This is a genomic window from Streptomyces sp. IBSBF 3136 (assembly GCF_036815105.1).
Taxonomy (GTDB): Bacteria; Actinomycetota; Actinomycetes; order Streptomycetales; family Streptomycetaceae; genus Streptomyces.
Window position 1 is genome coordinate 1 of the sequence record NZ_JAJSZC010000140.1, and the last position, 20,583, is coordinate 20,583.

Here is a 20,583-nt window from a genome sequence, read left to right on the forward strand (position 1 = left end):
CGGGCGGGCCGCGTGCGAGCGCTGCCGTTCAGCTGTGGACCGGCTCTGCCGTGTAGGTCCGGCGCAGAAATCTGACCAGCGTCTTCGACTCGAACTGCACCACTTCCACGCCGTGCGAGGAGTGGAACTCGACCACCGCCTGGACGCGCCCACAGGGCCAGACGCGTACGTCCCCGCTCGCCGCGGGCGCCCGCAGCCCCTGTTCGAGCAGTGCGCGGGAGAACGCCCACTCGTGCGGTCCGGGGAGGCCGACCCGGACCAGTCGGGGGTCGGCGTCGGGGTCCCACCGCAGCACCACGGGTACCGCTCCCGGGTCCTCCTCGTCCGTGACGATATGGGCGCGCGCGTACTGTTCGACCACAGACATCGGACCGCCCTCTCACGCTCAGTAACAGAAGTGAAAGCTGTGCATCCGCTTCCTCTCCAATGTCGCACATATTCCGGTATGTGCCCTGGCGAGCGCGGGGGCCGCGGGCCGAGACCGACTCTCTCTTGCAATTCGTTCGCAACAAGCCTCTAAAATCGTACGGTGCACGTACCCGACGGATTCATCGACGCCCCCACCTCCGCCGTCACCGGTGTGGTCGCCGCAGGCGCCCTCGCGGTGAGCCTGCGCGGCGCCCGCCGCGAACTCGACGAGCGGACCGCTCCGCTGGCCGGTCTCGTCGCGGCGTTCATCTTCGCCGTGCAGATGCTGAACTTCCCGGTCGCGGCCGGCACCAGCGGCCATCTGCTGGGCGGTGCGCTCGCCGCCATCCTGGTCGGCCCCTGCACCGGCGTGCTCTGCGTGTCGGTCGTGCTGCTCATGCAGGGCGTGCTGTTCGCGGACGGCGGCCTGACCGCGCTCGGCGTGAACATCACCGACATGGCCCTCGTCACGACGGTGGTGTCGTACGCCGTCTTCCGCGCGCTGCTCGCGGTGCTGCCCCGCAGACGGCGCTCGGTCACCGTCGCCTCGTTCGTCGCCGCGCTGCTCTCCGTGCCGGCCGCGGCCGTGGCCTTCACGCTCATGTACGCGGTCGGCGGCACCACCGACGTCGCCATCGGCAAGGTCGCGACCGCGATGATCGGTGTCCATGTGCTGATCGGCATCGGTGAAGCCGTGATCACCGCGCTGACGGTGAGCGCCGTCGTCGCCGTCCGCCCCGACCTGGTGCACGGCGCGCGCGGGCTGCGCCGGCGCCTCAAGCTGCGGGTGAACGGCGAGCTGGTGGACGCGCCCGCGGCGGCCCCCGTCGCGGCAAGGACCTCCCGGCGCGGGCTGTGGCTCACCGGTCTTGCCGCCTCGCTGGTGCTCGCCGGGTTCGTCAGCTTCTACGCCTCGGCCGACCCCGACGGCCTGATGAAGGTCGCGCACGACCAGGGCATCGACAAGAAGGCGGAGAAGCACGCGTCGGACGGCTCCCCGCTGGCCGGCTACGGGGTCAAGGACATCGCCGACGCGCGCCTGTCCGGCGGGCTCGCGGGCGTGATCGGCGTCGGTGTGACGGTCGTCGCCGGCAGCGCGGTGTTCTGGACGGTGCGCAGGCGGCGCACCGAGGACGTCGGGGACGTCTCGCCCGTGAACTCGGGCGTCTGACATGGGCGCAGGACACGCGCACCGGCTCTACCGGCACGGGCACTCGCCCGTGCACGCCCTGCCGCCGCACACCAAACTGGCCGCCGCCTTCGCGTTCGTGGTGGTCGTGGTCTCGACCCCGCGCGAGGCCATGTGGGCGTTCGCGCTGTACGCGGGCCTGCTCGGGTACGTCGCCCACCGCGCCCGGGTGCCCGCCGGCTTCCTGCTCAAGCGGCTGCTGATCGAGGTGCCGTTCGTCGCGTTCGCGGTGCTCATGCCGTTCGTGGCGGAGGGCGAGCGGGTGCAGGTGCTGGGTCTGTCGCTGAGCGTGAACGGGCTGTGGGGTGCCTGGAACGTGCTCGCCAAGGGCACCCTCGGCGTCGCCGCCTCCGTGCTGCTGGCCGCCACCACCGAGCTGCGCGAACTGCTGCTCGGCCTCCAGCGGCTGAGACTGCCGTCGCTGCTCGTGCAGATCGCCTCGTTCATGATCCGCTACGGGGACGTCATCACCGACGAGATGCGCCGGATGCGGATCGCCCGCGAGTCGCGCGGCTTCGAGGCGCGGGGGGTGCGGCACTGGGGGGTGCTCGCCAAGTCCGCCGGCGCCCTGTTCATCCGGTCCTACGAGCGCGGCGAGCGGGTGCACCTGGCCATGGTGAGCCGGGGGTACGCCGGTTCGATGCCGGTCATCGACGAGGTGACCGCGTCCCGGGCCCAGTGGCGCCACGCCCTCGCCCTCCCCTGTGCCGCCCTTGTCGTCTGTCTGCTGGGATGGGTTCTGTGAGTACTGCTTCCCTGGAGGTCTCCGGCCTCGCGTTCGCCTACCCCGACGGCCACCAGGCGCTGTTCGGCGTGGACTTCTCCATCGAGCGCGGCGAACGGGTCGCGCTGCTCGGCCCGAACGGCGCGGGCAAGACCACCCTCGTGCTGCATCTCAACGGCATCCTGAGCGGCGGCACCGGCACGGTCACCGTGGCCGGACTGCCGGTCGGCCGGCGGCACATGGCCGAGATCCGGCAGAAGGTCGGCATCGTCTTCCAGGACCCCGACGACCAGTTGTTCATGCCGACCGTGCGCGAGGACGTCGCGTTCGGGCCGGCGGCGGCCGGGATCAGGGGGGCGGCGCTGGAGGAGCGGGTGAGCACGGCCCTGGAGCGGGTCGGCATGCGGGAGTTCGCCGACCGGCCGCCGCACCACCTCTCGTTCGGCCAGCGGCGCCGGGTCGCGGTCGCGACCGTGCTCGCCATGGAGCCGGAGATCCTGGTCCTGGACGAGCCCTCCTCCAACCTGGACCCGGCCTCCCGGCGCGAACTCGCCGACATCCTGCGCTCGCTGGACGTGACGGTCCTCATGGTCACGCACGACCTGCCGTACGCGCTGGAGCTGTGCCCGCGCGCGCTCGTCCTCAGCGACGGCGTGATCGCGGCGGACGGCCCGACCGGCACGCTGCTCGGCGACGACACCCTGATGCGGGCCCACCGCCTGGAGCTGCCGTTCGGCTTCGACCCGAAGTCCGTGACAATGGGCGCGTGACGCGTCAAGACGACCGAGACGACAACGGGGCCGCCGGGTCGCTGCTGCTGGACGACCAGCTGTGCTTCGCGCTGTACGCGGCCCAGCGTGCCGTGACCGCCGCGTACCGCCCGCTCCTGGACGACCTGGGGCTGACCTACCCGCAGTACCTCGTGCTGCTGGTGCTGTGGGAGCACGGGGAGACCAGCGTGAAGGAGCTGGCGGGCGCCCTGCGTCTGGACTACGGCACCGTCTCGCCGCTGCTGAAGCGGCTGGAGGCGGCGGGCCTGGTGCGCCGGGAGCGCGCGGCGGACGACGAGCGGTCGGTCCTGGTCGCGTGCACCGGGCGCGGGGAGCAGCTCAGGGAGCGCGCGGCGCGCGTGCCCGGCGCCCTGCTCGCGGCGACGGGGCTCGGCGGCCGGGAGGTGGAACTGCTGCGCGCGGAGCTGTGGAAGCTCACCGAGCGCGCCGACGCGGCGGCCGACCGACGCTAGGGCCGGACACCGGCGACGGATTCCGGCACGAGGCCCGCGCAACGGATTCCGGCACGAGGCCGCACGACGGATTCCGGCACGAGGCCCGCGCACCGGCGGCCGACCGGCGCTGATCCCGGGTTACCGGCGGTTGCCACCCCCCGCCCGCATCTGCCGACATACCGGCCAGTACCTTGTGCGCGATGTATTTGCGCGCCACTTTTCCTGGGGGAGGCCGACCATGACCGATGCCACCGCGGACACCGCCGTCGACACCCGTCCGACGAAGATCATGTACGTCGCCGAGGCCACCGCCCACGGGGGCCGGAACGGCTACGTCACCAGCCAGGACGGCCGGATCGAGCTGAAGGTCGCGATGCCGCCGGAGCTGGGCGGCGACGGCAACGGCACCAACCCCGAGCAGTTGTTCGCGGCCGGCTACAGCTCCTGCTTCCACAACGCGCTGATCCTCGTCGGCAACCGCGCGGGCTACGACCTGACCGGCTCCACGGTGGCCGCCAAGGTCGGCATCGGCCCCAACCGGCACCGCGGCTACGGCCTCGCCGTCGCCCTCAGCGTCTCACTGCCGGTCCTGGACCGGGAGATGGCGGAGAAGCTGGTCGACGCGGCGCACGAGGTGTGCCCGTACTCCAACGCCACCCGCGGGAACATCGACGTGACGATCCTGCTGGGCTGAGCCCGCATCCGCGCGCAAGGCCGCCGGACCGTAGCCGACATCACCACGCACTGAGGAATCCAAGGCCGGGCACCCGTGTTTCACTCATGGTCCGGGGTCAGTGGAGGGATCAGGCGTGGATGTGGATGTGAACGGCACGGTGGCCGAGGGCTTCGAGCCGGTCGGGGAGGCGTTCGCGGCCAACTTCGAGCTGCTCGGCGAGCGCGGCGCGGCCGTCGCCGTGTACCGGGACGGGCACCGGGTCGTCGACCTCTGGGCCGGCACCAGGGACGTGGACGGCTCCGCCCCCTGGGAGCCCGGCACCGCCCAGATCGTGCGCTCCGCGACCAAGGGGGTCGCCGCCGCCGCGCTCCTGCTGCTGCACCAGCGCGGCGAGCTGGACCTCGACGCCCCCGTCGGCGCGTACTGGCCCGAATACAAGACGGCGGGCAAGGAGCGCACGCTCGTCCGTGACCTGCTCGCGCACCGCGCCGGTGTGCCGGTCCTCGACCGGCCGCTGACCCCCGCGGAAGCGGCCGACCCCGACCTCGGCGCGGCCGCCGTCGCCGCCCAGGCGCCGGTGTGGGAGCCCGGCGCCGACCACGGCTACCACGCCCAGACCTACAGCTGGCTCACCGGCGAGCTGGTACGCCGGGTCACCGGGCGGCCGGTCGGCGAATGGATAGCCCGCGAGATCGCCGCGCCCGTCGGCGCCGACCTGTGGCTCGGGCTGCCGGAGGCCGAGCGGGGGCGCGTGGGCCGGGTCGGCCCGCTGGCGGCGCCCGAGACGGCCGGGGTGCTCAAGACCCGCCCCAAGCGCGCGGTCGCCGACGCGTACGCCGACCCCGGATCGCTCACCCGGCGCGCCTTCGCCGCGATCACCCCGCTGCCGGACGAGAACGACCCCGCCTACCGCGCGGCCGCCCTGCCCGCCTCCAACGGCATCGCCACCGCCGACGGGCTCGCCCGCTTCTACGCCTCGCTCATCGGCGAGGTGGACGGCGGCACCCGCCTGTTCACGCCGGGCACCGCGGAACTGGCCCGCACCGAGCGGTCCGCCGGGCCGGACCGGGTCCTCGTCGTGGGCACCCGGTTCGGTCTCGGCCACATGCTGCACGGCAGCGCGTCCCCGCTGCTCTCCCCCGGCTCCTTCGGCCACCCGGGACGGGGCGGCGCCCTCGCCTTCGCCGACCCGGGGACCGGGATCGCCTTCGGCTACGTCACCAACGGCTTCCGTACGAGCGTGACGGCGGACCCGAGGGCTCAGGCGCTGGTGCGGGCGGTGCGCACGGCGCTGGGCCGCGAGGCCGGCTGACCGGGTAAACCGGGTGACCGGGTGACCGGGCGCCTCGCCCTCACACGTTGATCGGATGCGAGGTCCGGCCGGACTCCGAGTCGATCTCGCCGTGCGCCTTGGTCAGCAACTGCATGGCGAGCTCGTTGAGGGCGCGGGCGCCCGCGATCTCCTCGCCGACCCTGGGCTGGTTGGAGTCGACGCGGTGTCGGCTGGCCGCGCCGTGGGCGCGCATTTCGGTACCGTCGGGCAAGCGCACCAGGGCGACCGCACGCGTGTGCTGCTCGTCCTCGTGGAACTCCAGCTCGACGTGCCATCCCACCACGGTGTTCATCATGTCGACCACCTCCGCGAAGTCCGTCGATTCCAGGGTGCTCCCGCGCGCCCGGAACGTCACGTGGAGGCCGGCCGGCCACCGCCGGGCCGCTCATCGAAGCTGGCGAAGTAGGCGGCGACCATGTCCTCGTCGGCGTGCCCCTGGGCGGCGGCCCGGGCCAGCCGCTCCGCGGTCGCGGCGGCCACGTCGAGCCGTACGCCGTTTCGTTCACCTGCCTGGACGATGAGCCGGGCATCCTTCTCGGCGGTGGACACGGCGAACGACGCCGGGGTCAGTTTGCCGTCGAGGAGCAGGGCGGACTTGGCGCGCAGGTATCCCATGTCGAGCGGCCCGCCCTCGATGAGGTCGAAGAAGTCCCGCGGGTCCACGTCGAGGGCCCGGGACAGGGCCAGCACCTCGCCGGCCGCCGCGGTGACCGCGAGGACCCAGCTGTTGGCGACCAGCTTCAGCCGGCTGGCGCTGCCCGCGGCCCCGTCGTCGCCGGTCCACACGGTCCGGGTGCCGATCGCGTCGAAAACGGGCGTGACCGTCTCGCGGCCCGCCTCGGGCCCGGCGGCCAGCACCACCAGCTGACCGGCCTCGGCGGGCTGACGGGTGCCCAGGACCGGCGCGTCGTAGAACACCAGGCCGTGCTCCTGGGCGAACGCGGCCAGGTCGGCGACGAGTTCGACCCCGGCGGTGGTGCACTGCGCCCACACGGTGCCCCGGCGCAGGGCCGGGGCCGCCTCGCGCATGACCTCAAGGGCGGTGCCGCCGTCGTACAGCATGGTCAGCACGACGTCGGCGCCTTCGACGGCCTCGGCGGGCGTGCCGGTGACCCGGATCCCGTCGGCGGTCAGCGGTTCGGCCTTCTCCCGGGTGCGGTTCCAGGCCCTTGTGTCGAGTCCGGCGCGGGCGAGGTTGCGGGCCATGGCGGCCCCCATGATGCCCGTGCCCAGAACGCTGACGGTCGGCTTGTCGCTCATGACGGCTCCTGTCCTACGGTTCCTTGCCCCCCGAGTCCCCCGAAGTCCCCCGCTGTCTCCTGAAGTCCCCCGCTCCCGACGTTCCCCCCTACCAGCTTGTCGGTGATCCGGTGCGCGAGGCGTTCCAGCCGGCGTGGGTGACCGCGGCGAGCAGTACCGCCGCGGTCACAAGGGGTGTCACGCGGTCCGCTCGCGCACGTCCACGAGTGCGGCACCGGCGTGGGCCACGAGCGCCTCCGGCTCGATGGGGAACACCGCGTGCGGTGTCCCGGCCGCCGCCCACACCACGTCGTGCGCGAGCAGCGAGCGGTCGGCGAGGACCCGGGTGCGGGTGCGGTGGCCGAAGGGCGGTACGCCGCCGATGGCGTACCCGGTGGTCTCGCGCACGAGTCCGGCGTCGGCGCGGGTCACCTTCCCGGCCGCCAGTTCCTCGCGCACCCGCTCCACGTCGACGCGGGAGGCGCCGTCCATGAGGACCAGCACCGGCACGCCGTCCGCAGCGAAGATCAGCGACTTGCAGATCTGGCTCAGTTCGCAGCCGACCGCGGCGGCGGCCTCGGCCGCGGTACGGGTGCCCTCGGGGAAACGCCGGGTCCGCGCGAGCACGTCCTCGAGGCCGAGCCCGCGCAGCGCCTCGGCGAAGCGGGGATGGGCTCCGGGTGTTTCGTCAGTGGCGGCTGTCGTCATGCAGGGCACGCTAGCGGCGGCCCCGCGGACCGGCGAACGGATTGCCCGCCGACGGCGGCACGAAGAAGCCGGTGAGGGTGCCCCGTCCCCACGGATCCCTCACCGGCCGGTCCTCATCGCGCGCGCTGTGTCGATCGCGCGCGCTGCGTCAGGCGCGTACCAGCTCCCGGTCCCCGTCGGGGTCGGTGTGCTTGTCTCCCGCGGTGCGCAGGCCCTCGCCCTCGACGTCGACGTCGGGCAGCGCCCGGTCCAGCCACCTGGGCAGCCACCAGGCCTTCCTGCCGAGCAGCGCGAGCACGGCCGGGACGATGGCCATGCGGACGATGAACGCGTCGAAGAAGACGGCGATGGCCAGGCCGAAGCCGATCATCCTGATCATCGACTCGCTGGAGCCGATGAAGCCGGAGAAGACGGCGATCATGATGACGGCGGCGGCCGTCACCACCCGTGCGCCGTGCCTGAACCCGGTCACCACGGCCTGGCCGGGCTTCTCCCCGTGGACGTACGCCTCCCGCATGCGGGTCACGAGGAACACCTCGTAGTCCATGGCGAGACCGAAGACCACGCCGACCATGAAGATCGGCATCATCGACATGACCGGGCCGGTCTGCTCGACGTTCATCAGGCCGGACAGCCAGCCCCACTGGAAGACCGCGACCACGGCGCCGAGGGCCGCCATCACGCTGAGCAGGAAGCCGAGGGCCGCCTTCAGCGGGACGAGGACCGAGCGGAAGACCACGATCAGCAGCAGGAAGGCCAGGCCGACCACGAGCGCGAGATAGGGCAGCAGGGCGTCGTTCAGCCGCTGCGAGACGTCGATGTTCATCGCCGTCGAGCCGGTGACCAGCACCTTCGCGTCGGTCGCCGAGGTGATGTCCGCGCCCTTGCCGCGGATGGCGTGCACCAGGTCCTCGGTGGTGGTCGAGGACGGCTTGGAGTTCGGGACGACGGTGATCGTCGCGGTGTCACCCGCCTTGTTGGGCACGGCCGGGGTGACCGTGACGACGTCCTTCAGCCCCTTGATCTCGTTGCCGACCTCGGTGAAGGCCGCCTTGGGGTGGGCGCTGTCCTTGGCGTCGACCACGACCATCAGGGGGCCGTTGAAGCCCGGGCCGAAGCCCTCGGACAACAGATCGTAGGCGCGGCGCTGGGTGGTGGACGTCGGCTGCGCGCCGTCGTCGGGCAGGCCCAGTTCGAGGGACGCGGCCGGGACCGCCGCCGCGCCGAGGCCGATCACGCCGAGCAGCAGCACGGCGACCGGGCGCCGTACGACGAAGCTCGCCCAGCGGGTGCCCATGTTCGGACGGGTCTGCTTGGTGTGGCTTGCGTGGTCCCCCGCCTCGCCGGCCTTCGCCCTGCGGCCACCGCCGAGGAGCTTGCTCTTCTCGCCGGCCGGCTTGATCCTGCGGCCCGCGTAGCCGAGCAGCGCCGGGATCAGGGTGAGGGCGATGAGGACGGCGACGGCCACCGTGCCCGCGGCCGCCACGCCCATCTTGGTCAGCATCGGGATGTTGACCACGGACAGGCCGACCAGGGCGATCAGGACGGTCAGGCCCGCGAAGACCACCGCCGAGCCCGCCGTGCCGACGGCCCGTCCGGCCGCCTCCTCGCGCTCGCGGCCCTCGGCCAGTTCGGAGCGGTAGCGGGAGACGATGAACAGGGCGTAGTCGATGCCGACGGCGAGGCCGATCATCGACGCCAGGGTGGAGGTGGTGGTGCCGAGGTCCAGGGCACTGGCGAGCGCGGTGATCGTGGAGACCCCGATGCCGACCCCGATGAGCGCGGTGAGCAGCGGGAACCCGGCCGCGAGCAGCGAACCGAAGGTGATGACGAGGACGACGGCGGCGACGGCGATGCCGATGATCTCGCTGGAGCCCGTCTCGGGCGCCGAGGTGAGCGCGTCACCACCGACCTCGACCTTGAGCCCGGCGTCCCGCGCGTCCTGCGCGGCCGCCCTCAGGGCGTCCCTCGACGCGTCCTCCAGCTCCATGCCGGAGACCTTGTACTTCACCGAGGCGTAGGCGATCGTGCCGTCCTTGCTGACGGCGTGCGCGGCGAAGGGGTCGGCGACGGAGGTGACCTCGGAGCCGGAACGCAGCTCCTTGACCGTCTTGCGGACGGCCGCCTTGTTGTCCTTGCCCGTCATCTTCTCGCCGCTGGGCGCCTTGAAGACGACCCGTGCGGTGGCGCCGTCGGCGCTCATGCCGGGGAAGCGCTGTTCCAGCAGGTCGAAGGCCTTCTGGGCCTCGGTGCCCGGGATGGAGAAGGACGAGTTGCCGGCGGCCGGTGCGGAGGCGGCGCCCACTCCGGCGAGGGTCAGCAGGGCCACCCATATGAGGGCGACGAAGTGCCGTCGCCGGAAGGCGAGACGGCCGATTTTGTAGAGGAACGTGGCCACGGAGGCGTACTCCCGGTCAGGTCGTGGGGTTGTTCAGGGCAGGGGAGATCAGCCCGACGACGTGAGCGGGTGACGTCAGGTGGTGGGCTTGCTGGGGATGGACTTCGGCCGGAGACGGACTTCGGCCGGTGAGGGACTTCAGCCGGTGGGCGCGCCGAGGGCGGGGAGGACCACGGCGTCGATGTACGACAGGAGGAAGTCCTGCGTGGGCGGCTGCTCGTCGATCAGCGTGCGCGCGGCGAAGCCACCGATCATCATGTGCATCACGTACTGGATGGCGGGATTGTCCGCACGGACCTCACCCCGGTCGATCGCCCGCTGCAGGACCCGGCGGAACTCCACCAGCTCCGGCTCGATCAGATGGTCCCGGAACGCCCGCAGGAGGTCCGGGTTGGAGTGGGTCGCCATGGCCAGGCCCCGCATCAGCGCGGAGTTCTGCTCCATCTCGCAGTCGTCCGCGCGCAGCGTGAGCGCGTGCAGGTCGCCCTTGAGCGACCCGGTGTCGATGTCGTCGGCGAACGTGCCCGGCTTGCCGTGCCGCACCGCCTTGGCCACCAGCTCGGCCTTCCCGCCCCACTGGCGGTAGAGGGTGGCCTTGCTGGAACGGGTGCGGGCCGCCACGGCGTCCATGGTGAGGGCGTCGTAGCCGACCTCCCGGAGCAGGTCGAGCACGGCCTCGTACAGCTCGGCCTCGCGCTCGGGCGTGATCCGACTGCGACGCGTCGTTGCGGCAGCCTCGGTCATGCCAGTCACCTTCCCGCTCCGTAGCCTTCCTTCGTCGTACATCCATGAAGATACCCTGAGAGCTTTCGAAACGAAACCGTTTCGTACGTGTCCTGGCTCACGGCTGTCGGTTCCGCATAAGTTGCTGGGCCCCCTCCCCCGGAAAAGCATGGTGAGGGTGAGCTATCTGCGCCTTCCCCACATCAACGGCGACCTGCTGTGCTTCGTGGCCGAGGACGACCTCTGGCTGGCCCCCCTCGACGCGCCCGGCCGGGCCTGGCGGCTCACCGTCGACCGCACCAAGACCGGCCACCCCCGCTTCTCGCCCGACGGCCGCCGGATCGCCTACACGACCTGGCGCAGCCTGGTGCCCGAGATCCACCTCGTCGGCGTCGACGGCGGGCCCGCGCGGCAGCTGACCTACTGGGGCAGCGTCGACACCCGGGTGCGCGGCTGGACGCCCCCGGACGAGGACGGACACAGCGACATCCTCGCCGTCGCCTCGCACGGCGAGCCCTTCTCCTACTTCACCTGGGCCTACAAGGTGGACACCGACGGCGACCCCGGCCGCAAACTGCCCTGGGGCCCGGTCTCCGACCTCCAGGTCGCCGACCTCGACGGCGTGCACAAGACCCTGCTGCTGACCGGCACCCCACCGCACGAACCCGCCTCCTGGAAGCGGTACCGGGGCGGCGCCATGGGCCGGCTGTGGCTGCACGGGGAACGGCTGCTCGCGGACATCGGCGGCCACCTGGAGGCGCCCATGTTCGTCGCCGGGCGGATCGCCTTCCTCTCCGACCACGAGGGCATCGGCAACCTCTACTCCTGCGCCTACGACGGCTCCGACCTGCGCCGGCACACCGACCACGACGCCTTCTACGCCCGCGGCGCCTCCAGCGACGGCACCCGCGTCGTCTACCAGTGCGCCGGCGACCTGTGGCTGGTGGAGGACTTCGCCCCGAGCGCCGAGCCACGCCGACTCGACGTCCGGCTGAGCGGCCCCTGCCCGGGACGCCGCAGGTACCAGGTGCCGGCCGCCCAGCACGTGGACGGCATCTCCGTGGACGAGACCGGACGCGCCAGCGCCGTCGTCGTACGCGGCAGCCTGCACTGGCTCACGCACCGGGACGGACCGGCCCGCACCATCACGGACACGCCCGGGGTACGGGTCCGGCTGCCGGAGATGCTCGGCTCCACCGGCCAGGTCGCCTACGTGACGGACGCAGACGGCGCGGACGCCGTCGAGATCGCCCAGCTGCCCCGCGCGAGCGGCGACCGCCCACCGCACCGGCTGGCCTCGGGCGAGCTGGGCCGGGTCCTGGAGATGGTGTCCGACCCGCTCGGCGAACGGATGGCGATCGCCTCCCACGACGGGCGACTCCTGCTGCTCGACCTGACAGGGGAGACGGAAGCGGCCCAGGCCGCGGAGGCCGCGGCCGTGGGGGGCGAGGAGGAGGCGGAGGCCGACGAGGAAACGGTCGCGAAGGGGGGCGCGGAGGCTGAGGCAAGCCCCGCGGAGGGAACCGCCGGGACGGACGCGACCCCCGCAGAGGGAACCGCCGGGACGGACGCGACCCCCGCAGAGGGAACCGCCGGGGCGCAAGCGACCCCCGCAGAGGGAGCCGCCGGGGAGGACGCGAGCCCCGCGGAGGGAACCGCCGGGGAGGCGGAGACGAGCGCTCAGGAAGTCGCCGAGGGCGCGGGGGTCACCGAGCTGATCCGGTCCGTCAACGGCCCCGTCCGGGACCTGGCGTTCTCCCCGGACGGGTCCTGGCTCGCCTGGTCCCACCCGGGCATCGGCCGCTCGTTGCGGCAGATCAAGCTGGCCCGCATCAAGGACCGGCTCGTCGTGGACGTCACCAACGGCCGGTTCGAGGACGAGAACCCCGTCTTCACGCGCGACGGCCGCTACCTCGCCTTCCTGTCCTGGCGCGGCTTCGACCCGGTGTACGACGTCCACACCGGCGACCTGTCCTTCCCGCTGGGCTGCCGGCCCTACCTGGTCCCGCTGTCCTCCGCGACCCCCTCCCCGTTCGCCCTGAACCCCGAGGGGCGGCCGGCCGCGGGCGGGCTCGACCCCGTCGAGGACGAGGAGACCGGCGACGGCACGGTGACGGTGGAGGCGGAGGGCCTGGAGAGCCGGGTGACACCGTTCCCGGTGGTCGCCTCCAAGTACTCGGCGCTGTACCCGGTGGCGGGCGGCGGCCTGGTCTGGCTGCGCTGGCCCATCTCCGGCGCGCTCGGCGAGACCTTCGCCAACCCGGCCGACATCAGCGGACGGCCGACGCTGGAGTACTTCAACATCGCCAAGGCGAAGAAGGCCGAACTCGTCGACCACCTCGACTGGTTCGCGGTCAGCGGGGACGGCACCCGCCTGGTGGTGGTGGACGAGGGCGATCTGCGCGCCGTGCCGTCGACCGAGCCCGGTGACTCCGACACGACCGTGTGGATCGACCTGCGCCGCATCCTGCACGAGGTCGACCCGCCCTCCGAGTGGCGCCAGGCGTACGAGGAGGCCGGCCGGATCATCCGCGCCTACTTCTGGGACCCCGGCATGTGCGGCATCGACTGGGACGCCGTGCTCGACCAGTACCGGCCGCTGGTCGAACGGGTCGCCTCCCCCGACGAGTTCGCCGACCTGCTGCGGGAGGTACTGGGCGAGCTGGGCACCTCGCACGCGTACGTCACCGCCGCCCGCCGCAACGAGGGGCCGCCCCACTACCAGCGCTGGCAGGGCCTGCTCGGCGCCAACCTCGTGCGGCGGGACGGCGGCTGGGCGGTCAAGCGCATCCTGCCCGGCGACTCGTCCGACTCCAAGGCACGCTCACCGCTGGCCGGTACGGGCATCCGCGAGGGTGCCGTGCTGACCCACGTGGACGGCCGGCCCGTCGACCCGGTGGCGGGACCGTACCCGCTGCTCGCCGGCTCCGGCGGGACGACCGTGGAGCTGACCTTCACCCCGGCCGGCAGCCCCGGCGGCGGGAGAGTACGGCCCCGGCGGGTCGCGGTCGTCCCACTCATCGACGAGCGGCCGCTGCGCTACCAGGACTGGGTCGCCAAACGCCGGGCGGTGGTCCGGGAGCTGAGCGGCGGCGAGTGCGGCTACCTGCACATCCCCGACATGGGCGGCTCCGGCTGGGCCCAGTTCAACCGGGACCTGCGCCTCGAGGTGTCCCGGCCCGCGCTGATCGTCGACGTGCGCGGGAACGCGGGCGGCCACATCAGCGAACTCGTCATCGAGAAGCTCTCCCGGAAGATCCTGGGCTGGGACCTGACCCGTGACGCGCAGCCGGTGTCGTACACCTCCAACGCGCCCCGGGGCCCGGTGGTGGCCCTCGCGGACGAGGCGACCTCCTCCGACGGCGACATGATCACCGCCGCCTTCAAGCTCATGCGGCTCGGCCCGGTCGTCGGCCAGCGCACCTGGGGCGGAGTCGTCGGCATGACCGGACGGCACCGGCTCGGCGACGGCACCGTGATCACGGTCCCGATGAACGCGGCCTGGTTCGAAGCCTACGGCTGGTCCGTGGAGAACCACGGCGTCGCCCCCGACCTGGAGGTCGAGCGCACCCCCCTGGACTGGGCCGAGGGCCGCCACGCCCAACTCGACGACGCGGTCCGACTCGCCCTGGATCTCCTCGCGGACAACCCCCCGGCGGTCCCCCCGGACCTGACCGACGTCCCCGACAGATCCCGCCCCGAACTCCCCCCGAGAAGGGGCGCCCCGTAGGGGCGCGGGGAACTGCGCGACCAGCCCCCACGAACCGGCACCCGACAACGCACCGCGACAGAACAGAAGAGGGGGGGGGGCCCCCCGGGGGGGGGGGCCCCCCCCACGGTGCCTCACGGGCGACGGCTCACATGCTGGCGCCGGCCATGGCGCGGCACGCCTCGGCGCAGCGGCGACACGCCTCGGCGCAGCGCATGGTCTGTGGGTCGTCGGGCATGGACATACACGCCTCGGCGCACATGTCGCAGGCCCGGGCGCACATCGCGCACATCTCGGCCGCCAGGGGCGAGCGCCGCATCATCATGTCGGCGCACATGCGGGTCATCTCGGAGCAGTCCATGAGCGCGCGCATGATCTGCATCTGGGCCTGACCGCCCATCTGCAGGCAGGAGCTCATGGTCTCCTCGCAGATGGTGTGGCAGCTCATGCAGGCGTCGACGCAGTCCTGCATCTGCTGAGTCATGGGGGGCATCATTCCGGACTGGGTCATGTCTCCTCCTCGGAGCAGGGGGTACCGCGGCACGGACCCCGTGTGGTTCCGTCCTACGCCCGCTCGCGCGTCCCCGCATGTGACCGACCGGTCGGGAGGCGGCCGCCGGAAGCCCCGACGGCAGGCCCCGCACGGAACGACGGAAGGCGCCCCGCGGGACGCCTTCCGTGGTACCGACCGGTGACCGCTACGGCAGGTTGCGCGCCATGACGATCCGCTGAACCTGGTTCGTGCCCTCATAAATCTGCGTGATCTTCGCGTCGCGCATCATGCGCTCGACCGGGTAGTCACGGGTGTAGCCGTAGCCGCCGAGGAGCTGGACGGCGTCGGTGGTGACCTCCATGGCGATGTCCGAGGCGTAGCACTTGGCGGCGGCGCCCTGGAACGTGAGGTCCTTGTCGCCGCGCTCGGAGGCGGCCGCGGCCTGGTAGGTCAGGGCGCGGGCGGCGGCGACCTTCATGGCCATGTCGGCGAGCATGAACTGGATGCCCTGGAAGTCGGCGATCGGCTTGCCGAACTGCTTGCGCTCCTGGACGTAGCCCTTGGCGTAGTCGAGGGCGCCCTGGGCGACGCCGAGGGCCTGGGCGGCGATGGTGATGCGGGTGTGGTCCAGCGTCTTCATCGCGGTGGCGAAGCCGGTGCCCTCCTCGCCGATCATGCGGTCGGCGGGGATGCGGACGTTGTCGAAGTAGACCTCGCGGGTCGGGGAGCCCTTGATGCCGAGCTTCTTCTCCGGAGCGCCGAAGGAGACGCCCTCGTCCGACTTCTCGACCACGAACGCCGAGATGCCCTTGGAGCGCTTGGACGGGTCGGTCACGGCCATGACCGTGTAGAACTCGGAGACGCCGGCGTTGGTGATCCAACGCTTCACGCCGTTGAGGATCCAGTGGTCGCCGTCGCGGACCGCCTTCGTCTTCATGCCGGCCGCGTCGGAGCCGGCCTCGGGCTCGGAGAGGCAGTACGAGAACATCGCGTCGCCCTTGGCGAGCGGGCCCAGGTACTTCTTCTTCAGGTCCTCGGAGCCGGAGAGGATCACCGGGAGCGAGCCCAGCTTGTTCACCGCGGGGATGAGGGAGGAGGAGACGCAGGCGCGGGCCACCTCCTCGATCACGATGACCGTGGCGAGCGCGTCGGCGCCGGCGCCGCCGTACTCCTCGGGGACGTGCACCGCGTGCAGGTCGTTGGCCACGAGGGCGTCCAGCGCCTCCTGCGGGAAGCGGGCCTCCTCGTCGACCGCCGCGGCGAACGGCGCGATCTTCGCCTCGACCAGCGAACGGACGGCGTCCCGGAGCATGTCGTGCTCCTCGGACGGGCGGTACAGGTCGAAGTCAGCCGATCCGGCCACGGTCTCTCACGCTCCAAAGACACAGTGATACTGACGCTAATTACCGTTAAGTAACTCAAATTTTAGAGGGCGGCTCTCAGGACGCCTACGTGACCTTGGCGACAGCGGGGAATTTGCCCGGTGGGCGGCCCGACTATGCTCGGCTCCGCATCCCCGACGTACCCCCGATGTGGAGCACCCATGAGCCTGAAGATCACCGTGATCGGCACCGGATACCTCGGCGCCACGCACGCCGCGGCCATGGCCGAACTCGGCTTCGAGGTGCTGGGTCTGGACGTCGTGCCCGAGAAGATCGCGATGCTGGAGCGCGGTGAGACCCCGATGTACGAGCCGGGGCTCGAGGAGCTGCTGCGCAAGCACGTCGCGGGCATCGAGGGCTCCTCCGGGCGGCTGCGGTTCACCCGGGACTGGGCCGAGGTCGGGGCGTTCGGCGACGTGCACTTCGTCTGCGTGAACACCCCGCAGCGGCACGGGGAGTACGCGGCGGACATGTCGTACGTCGAGGCCGCCTTCGCCTCGCTCGCCCCGCATCTGCGCGGTCCCGCCCTGGTCGTCGGCAAGTCGACGGTGCCGGTCGGCACGGCCGACCGGCTGGCCGCCTACCTGGCCGAGCACGCGCCCGCGGGCGGTGACGCCGAGCTGGCCTGGAATCCGGAGTTCCTGCGCGAGGGCTTCGCCGTGCAGGACACGCTGCACCCGGACCGGATCGTGGTGGGGGTGCGCAGCGAGCGGGCCGAGAAGCTGCTGCGGGAGGTGTACGCGACCCCGACCGGCGAGGGCACGCCTTTCGTGGTGACCGACTTCCCCACCGCCGAGCTGGTGAAGACCTCGGCGAACTCCTTCCTTGCGACCAAGATCTCCTTCATCAACGCGATGGCGGAGGTGTGCGAGGCCGCGGGCGGTGACGTGGCGAAGCTGGCGGAGGCGATCGGCTACGACGACCGGATCGGGAAGAAGTTCCTGCGCGCCGGGATCGGGTTCGGCGGCGGCTGCCTGCCGAAGGACATCCGGGCGTTCATGGCGCGCGCCGGTGAGCTGGGCGCGGACCAGGCGCTGACGTTCCTGCGGGAGATCGACTCCATCAACATGCGCCAGCGCGGCCAGATGGTGGAGCTGGCCCGGCAGGCGCTGGGCGGCGGCCCCTTCCTCGGCAAGCGGGTCGCGGTGCTCGGCGCCACCTTCAAGCCGGACTCGGACGACGTGCGGGACTCGCCGGCGCTGAACGTGGCCGGGCAGATCCACCTCCAGGGCGGTCAGGTGACCGTGTACGACCCGAAGGGCATGGAGAACGCGCGCAAGGTCTTCCCGACCCTGGGCTACGCCGATTCGGCCCGGGACGCGGTCCGGGCGGCCGACGTGGTGCTGCACCTGACCGAGTGGCGGGAGTTCCGTGAGCTGGACCCGGCGGCGCTGGGCGAAGTCACGGCGGCCCGGCTGATCCTGGACGGGCGCAACGCGCTGGACCCGGAGCTGTGGCGGCGGGCCGGCTGGACGTACCGGGCGATGGGCCGTCCGACCGCCTGATCGGACCAGGGGGCGTCCGGAACGCCGGTTTCCGCCGGGCCTCCGGCCCACCCGCAGACGTCGGCGGACGCGAGGACGCCGGTTCGGCCGAGGCTCAGTCGGCCGAACCGGCGTCTTCCCGCATTCTGCACCACCGGGCTCGTACGTGGCCGGTGAACCCCTTGTGCGTTACAGCTCCTTGGCCCGGTAGCGGCGCATCTTCGCGCGTGCCCCGCACACCTGCATCGAGCACCAGCGGCCCCGCCCGGCGGGGCTGCGGTCGTAGTACGCCCAGTGGCAGGTGTCGGCCTCGCACGCCTTCAGCCGGGCCCAGGTGCCCGCCACCAGGGCCTCCGCGACGGCGGCGGCGACCCGGGAGAGCAGCGGGCCCGCGTCGGCCGGGGCGAGGCTCGCGGAGCCGTCCTGGCCGTCGACCGCGAGGTACAGCGGGGCCTGCCCGAGCAGGTCGCCGAGCGGGGTCACCTCGCGGTGCGGCGGATGGCCGGCGTGGGCGAGCAGCACGGCCCGCAGCGACTCGCGCAGGGCGCGGGCGTCCGGCACGTCGTGTTCGGTGAGTCCGAAGCGTGCCCGGCCGTCGGCGGTGTCGAGCGAGTCGCGGCCCGTCTCGATGTCCAGGGTGTTCACCAGGGACTCGACCAGGGCCAGGCCCCCGGGGGCGGGCGATCTCTCACTCATGCGTGCAAGTTACCTCCCGAATCCGGTTGCGGCGTTACCGCAGATACGTGAGCATGGGGTAACAGTTACCGGTTGCCCGCTTTCAAAGGTAACGCGGGTGGCCCCGTACCCCGAGGAGGAAGTCATGGCTCTCGCCAAGCTGGGTGTGGTCGTCCTGGACTGCGAGGACCCCCGCGCGCTCGCCGGCTTCTACGCCGAGGTGCTCGGCGGCGTCGTCGAGGGCGACGACGACTGGATCGACCTGAAGGTGCCCGGCGGGCAGGCGCTCGCCTTCCAGCGGGCGTCCGGGTTCGCCGCGCCGCGGTGGCCCGCGCCGGACGCCTCCCAGCAGTTCCACCTGGACCTGGTGGTGGAGGACCTGGACGCGGCCGAGAAGGGGGTGCTGGAGCTGGGGGCGAAGCCGCTGGACACCGAGGACCGCTCGCGCACCTGGCGGGTTTACGCCGACCCGGCCGGGCACCCGTTCTGTCTCTGTGCCTGCTGACTCCGGGAGGTCCCCTTGTCCGCCGTCGCCCGTCTGCGTTCCGTCGTCCTGGACTGTCCGGACCCACGGGCGCTCGCCGACTTCTACGCGGCGGTGGCCGGTGGCACCCCGGAACCGCAGGACGACGACTGGGTGGTGCTGAAGGTCCCGGACGGGCCGCGGCTCGCCTTCCAGCGGGCCGAGGGCCACACCCCGCCCGAATGGCCCCGCCCGGACCGGTCGCAGCAGTTCCACCTGGACTTCGACGCCGGGGCGACCTGGACCGAGGTCGATGCGGCCCATGAGCGGGTGCTCGCGCTGGGCGCCCGCCCGCTGGACCTGGAGGACCGGGAGAAGAAGGACTTCCTGGTGTACGCCGACCCGGCCGGCCATCCGTTCTGTCTCTGCCGGATCGCCTAGGGCCTGTTGCGAAAGTGGCCTCGTCGTCCGGAGCGGCAGAGGACCACTTTCGCAACAGGCCCTAGCCGTCGAGTTCGGCGATCCGGGCGGTCGAGGGGTCCCGGCGGTTCTGTGCGGTGCGGGCCGTGAAGTCGGCGCTGCGCAGGACCCGCTGGACGTTGCCCCAGGTCAGCATGGACAGCTCGGTGTCGGACCAGCCGCGGTCGAGCAGTTCGGCGATCAGCCGCGGGTAGCGCGAGGCGTCGGCGAGGCCGCGGGGGTGGGCGGTGCCCGAGTCGTAGGTGCCGGAGAGTCCGACGCACTCGGGGCCCGCGACCACCCGGACGTGGTCGAGGTGGTCGGCCACGTCCCGCACGCCCGGGCCGGCCTGCTCGGCGGTCAGTGGCACCATGCACAGGCCGCCCGCGGTACCCAGTCCGGCGAGCATGTCGTCGGGCAGGTTGGCGGGGTGCGGACGCAGGGCGCGGACGCCGGAGCGGGTGCACAGCACGGGGGTCCGGGAGAGGGCGAGGGTCCGGCGGGCGGTGGCCTCGGAGGCGCCGGAGACGTCGGCGAGGACGCCGAGCCGGTTCATCTCCCGGACCACCTCCTCGCCGAACCGGGTCAGTCCCGCCTCGCTCGCCCAGGCGGTGCCCGTGAGGGTGAGGACGCGCAGGCCGAGCGCGTACAGGATGCGCAGGACGCCCAGGGAGTCGTCGAGCGCGGGCGCCCCGGCGGGCCCCAGGACGACGCCGACCCGGCCGCAGTGGCGGGCGTCGATGAGCTGCCCGGCGCCGCGTGCCAGACGCAGTCCCTCGGGATGCGAGTCGATCACGGAGTGGCTGAGGTCCAGCTGTTCCAGGGTGGCGGCCACGGCGCGGTTCCCGGCGAGCCCCTCGGGCAGGTGCAGGGACCAGAACAGGGCGCCGACCCGGCCCTCGCGCAGCCTCGGCACGTCGGTCTCGACGGCCGTCTCGCCCAGTTCGAGGTCGTACCAGGGCAGGTGGCGCAGCGCCCAGGGCAGTCCGCTGTAGCCGTCGGCGACCGGGTGGGCGTCCAGCAGGGTGTGCGCCCGCCGCAATGTCTCGCCCTCCGGGACGCACCGCTCACCGGGGAAGGGGTCGTCCGGGCCTTCGTCCTCGGCGACGCCGGTCGTGGTGGGCCTGTCGTCGTTGAGGTCGGCCATGGCGGGCTCCGTGCGTCGTCGTGAGCTGCGTCGGTCGTGGCTTACGTCGAGTGGGGGTGGCGTACCGCCACGGTCGCACGGGGCGCGGGGATCTTTCCTGGTGAGTGGGGCGTTCGGGGGTGGCGGGGGGGGGGGGGGGGGGGGGGGG

Annotated in this window: 20 protein-coding genes; 10 read left to right on the forward strand and 10 right to left on the reverse strand. The window is 72.5% G+C overall.

Features of this window, described 5'->3' with window-relative positions:
• Nucleotides 1–28: 28 nt before the first annotated feature.
• Complete coding sequence (locus V7E45_RS26200) at nucleotides 29–367, reverse strand: SsgA family sporulation/cell division regulator (protein WP_333776660.1); 339 nt, start codon at nucleotides 365–367, stop codon at nucleotides 29–31.
• Nucleotides 368–529: 162 nt separating this feature from the next.
• Between V7E45_RS26200 and V7E45_RS26205 the strand changes: the two genes are divergently transcribed.
• The 6 genes from V7E45_RS26205 to V7E45_RS26230 all read left to right on the forward strand — a co-directional run bounded on the left by V7E45_RS26205 (nucleotide 530) and on the right by V7E45_RS26230 (nucleotide 5,534).
• A complete protein-coding gene (locus V7E45_RS26205) occupies nucleotides 530–1,579 on the forward strand; it encodes an energy-coupling factor ABC transporter permease (RefSeq protein WP_333776661.1) in 1,050 nt (349 codons plus the stop codon).
• A gap of 1 nt (nucleotide 1,580) precedes the next feature.
• Complete coding sequence (cbiQ, locus tag V7E45_RS26210) at nucleotides 1,581–2,342, forward strand: cobalt ECF transporter T component CbiQ (protein ID WP_333776662.1); 762 nt, start codon at nucleotides 1,581–1,583, stop codon at nucleotides 2,340–2,342.
• Nucleotides 2,330–3,091, forward strand: a complete 762-nt coding sequence (locus V7E45_RS26215; RefSeq protein WP_333776663.1) for an energy-coupling factor ABC transporter ATP-binding protein — start codon at nucleotides 2,330–2,332, stop codon at nucleotides 3,089–3,091. The genes cbiQ and V7E45_RS26215 overlap by 13 nt, the downstream gene beginning before the upstream one ends.
• Nucleotides 3,088–3,564 carry a MarR family winged helix-turn-helix transcriptional regulator gene (locus V7E45_RS26220; RefSeq protein WP_333776664.1) on the forward strand — a complete coding sequence of 159 codons (477 nt, stop codon included), beginning with the start codon at nucleotides 3,088–3,090 and terminating at the stop codon, nucleotides 3,562–3,564. Before V7E45_RS26215 ends, V7E45_RS26220 begins: the two co-directional genes overlap by 4 nt.
• A gap of 220 nt (nucleotides 3,565–3,784) precedes the next feature.
• Nucleotides 3,785–4,240, forward strand: coding sequence for an organic hydroperoxide resistance protein (locus V7E45_RS26225; protein WP_333776665.1), 456 nt, complete (start codon nucleotides 3,785–3,787; stop codon nucleotides 4,238–4,240).
• 121 nt (nucleotides 4,241–4,361) lie between these two features.
• Complete coding sequence (locus V7E45_RS26230; RefSeq protein ID WP_333776679.1) at nucleotides 4,362–5,534, forward strand: serine hydrolase domain-containing protein; 1,173 nt, start codon at nucleotides 4,362–4,364, stop codon at nucleotides 5,532–5,534.
• Nucleotides 5,535–5,574: 40 nt separating this feature from the next.
• Here the strand turns inward: V7E45_RS26230 and V7E45_RS26235 are convergent, their stop codons facing one another.
• From V7E45_RS26235 to V7E45_RS26255, 5 genes are all read right to left on the reverse strand, one after another.
• Nucleotides 5,575–5,850: a DUF1876 domain-containing protein gene (locus V7E45_RS26235; RefSeq protein ID WP_333776666.1), complete on the reverse strand. Its 276-nt coding sequence runs from the start codon at nucleotides 5,848–5,850 to the stop codon at nucleotides 5,575–5,577.
• A 56-nt stretch (nucleotides 5,851–5,906) separates the two neighbouring features.
• Nucleotides 5,907–6,815, reverse strand: a complete 909-nt coding sequence (locus V7E45_RS26240) for an NAD(P)-dependent oxidoreductase (RefSeq protein WP_333776667.1) — start codon at nucleotides 6,813–6,815, stop codon at nucleotides 5,907–5,909.
• A gap of 177 nt (nucleotides 6,816–6,992) precedes the next feature.
• Nucleotides 6,993–7,502, reverse strand: a complete 510-nt coding sequence (locus tag V7E45_RS26245; RefSeq protein WP_333776668.1) for a YbaK/EbsC family protein — start codon at nucleotides 7,500–7,502, stop codon at nucleotides 6,993–6,995.
• Nucleotides 7,503–7,650: 148 nt separating this feature from the next.
• Nucleotides 7,651–9,900: an MMPL family transporter gene (locus tag V7E45_RS26250; protein WP_333776669.1), complete on the reverse strand. Its 2,250-nt coding sequence runs from the start codon at nucleotides 9,898–9,900 to the stop codon at nucleotides 7,651–7,653.
• 138 nt (nucleotides 9,901–10,038) lie between these two features.
• The gene (locus tag V7E45_RS26255; RefSeq protein WP_333776670.1) at nucleotides 10,039–10,644 is read right to left on the reverse strand and encodes a TetR/AcrR family transcriptional regulator; all 606 of its coding nucleotides are present in this window, start codon (nucleotides 10,642–10,644) and stop codon (nucleotides 10,039–10,041) included.
• A 148-nt stretch (nucleotides 10,645–10,792) separates the two neighbouring features.
• Between V7E45_RS26255 and V7E45_RS26260 the strand changes: the two genes are divergently transcribed.
• The gene (locus tag V7E45_RS26260) at nucleotides 10,793–14,353 is read left to right on the forward strand and encodes a S41 family peptidase (protein WP_333776671.1); all 3,561 of its coding nucleotides are present in this window, start codon (nucleotides 10,793–10,795) and stop codon (nucleotides 14,351–14,353) included.
• Between the two features lie 127 nt (nucleotides 14,354–14,480).
• Here V7E45_RS26260 and V7E45_RS26265 read toward each other — a convergent pair whose 3' ends face one another.
• Nucleotides 14,481–14,843: a four-helix bundle copper-binding protein gene (locus V7E45_RS26265; protein WP_333776672.1), complete on the reverse strand. Its 363-nt coding sequence runs from the start codon at nucleotides 14,841–14,843 to the stop codon at nucleotides 14,481–14,483.
• 187 nt (nucleotides 14,844–15,030) lie between these two features.
• The gene (locus V7E45_RS26270; RefSeq protein ID WP_333776673.1) at nucleotides 15,031–16,188 is read right to left on the reverse strand and encodes an acyl-CoA dehydrogenase; all 1,158 of its coding nucleotides are present in this window, start codon (nucleotides 16,186–16,188) and stop codon (nucleotides 15,031–15,033) included.
• Nucleotides 16,189–16,368: 180 nt separating this feature from the next.
• Here V7E45_RS26270 and V7E45_RS26275 point away from each other — a divergent pair, with 180 nt between their 5' ends.
• The gene (locus V7E45_RS26275; protein WP_333776674.1) at nucleotides 16,369–17,712 is read left to right on the forward strand and encodes a UDP-glucose dehydrogenase family protein; all 1,344 of its coding nucleotides are present in this window, start codon (nucleotides 16,369–16,371) and stop codon (nucleotides 17,710–17,712) included.
• Between the two features lie 168 nt (nucleotides 17,713–17,880).
• Here V7E45_RS26275 and V7E45_RS26280 read toward each other — a convergent pair whose 3' ends face one another.
• Nucleotides 17,881–18,387, reverse strand: a complete 507-nt coding sequence (locus V7E45_RS26280; RefSeq protein ID WP_333776675.1) for a CGNR zinc finger domain-containing protein — start codon at nucleotides 18,385–18,387, stop codon at nucleotides 17,881–17,883.
• Between the two features lie 124 nt (nucleotides 18,388–18,511).
• Between V7E45_RS26280 and V7E45_RS26285 the strand changes: the two genes are divergently transcribed.
• Nucleotides 18,512–18,871 carry a VOC family protein gene (locus V7E45_RS26285; RefSeq protein ID WP_333776676.1) on the forward strand — a complete coding sequence of 120 codons (360 nt, stop codon included), beginning with the start codon at nucleotides 18,512–18,514 and terminating at the stop codon, nucleotides 18,869–18,871.
• A gap of 15 nt (nucleotides 18,872–18,886) precedes the next feature.
• Nucleotides 18,887–19,270 carry a VOC family protein gene (locus V7E45_RS26290; RefSeq protein ID WP_333776677.1) on the forward strand — a complete coding sequence of 128 codons (384 nt, stop codon included), beginning with the start codon at nucleotides 18,887–18,889 and terminating at the stop codon, nucleotides 19,268–19,270.
• Nucleotides 19,271–19,331: 61 nt separating this feature from the next.
• Here the strand turns inward: V7E45_RS26290 and V7E45_RS26295 are convergent, their stop codons facing one another.
• Entirely contained in the window at nucleotides 19,332–20,435 is a 1,104-nt protein-coding gene (locus tag V7E45_RS26295) for a dipeptidase (RefSeq protein WP_333776678.1), read from the reverse strand.
• Nucleotides 20,436–20,583 lie beyond the last annotated feature (148 nt).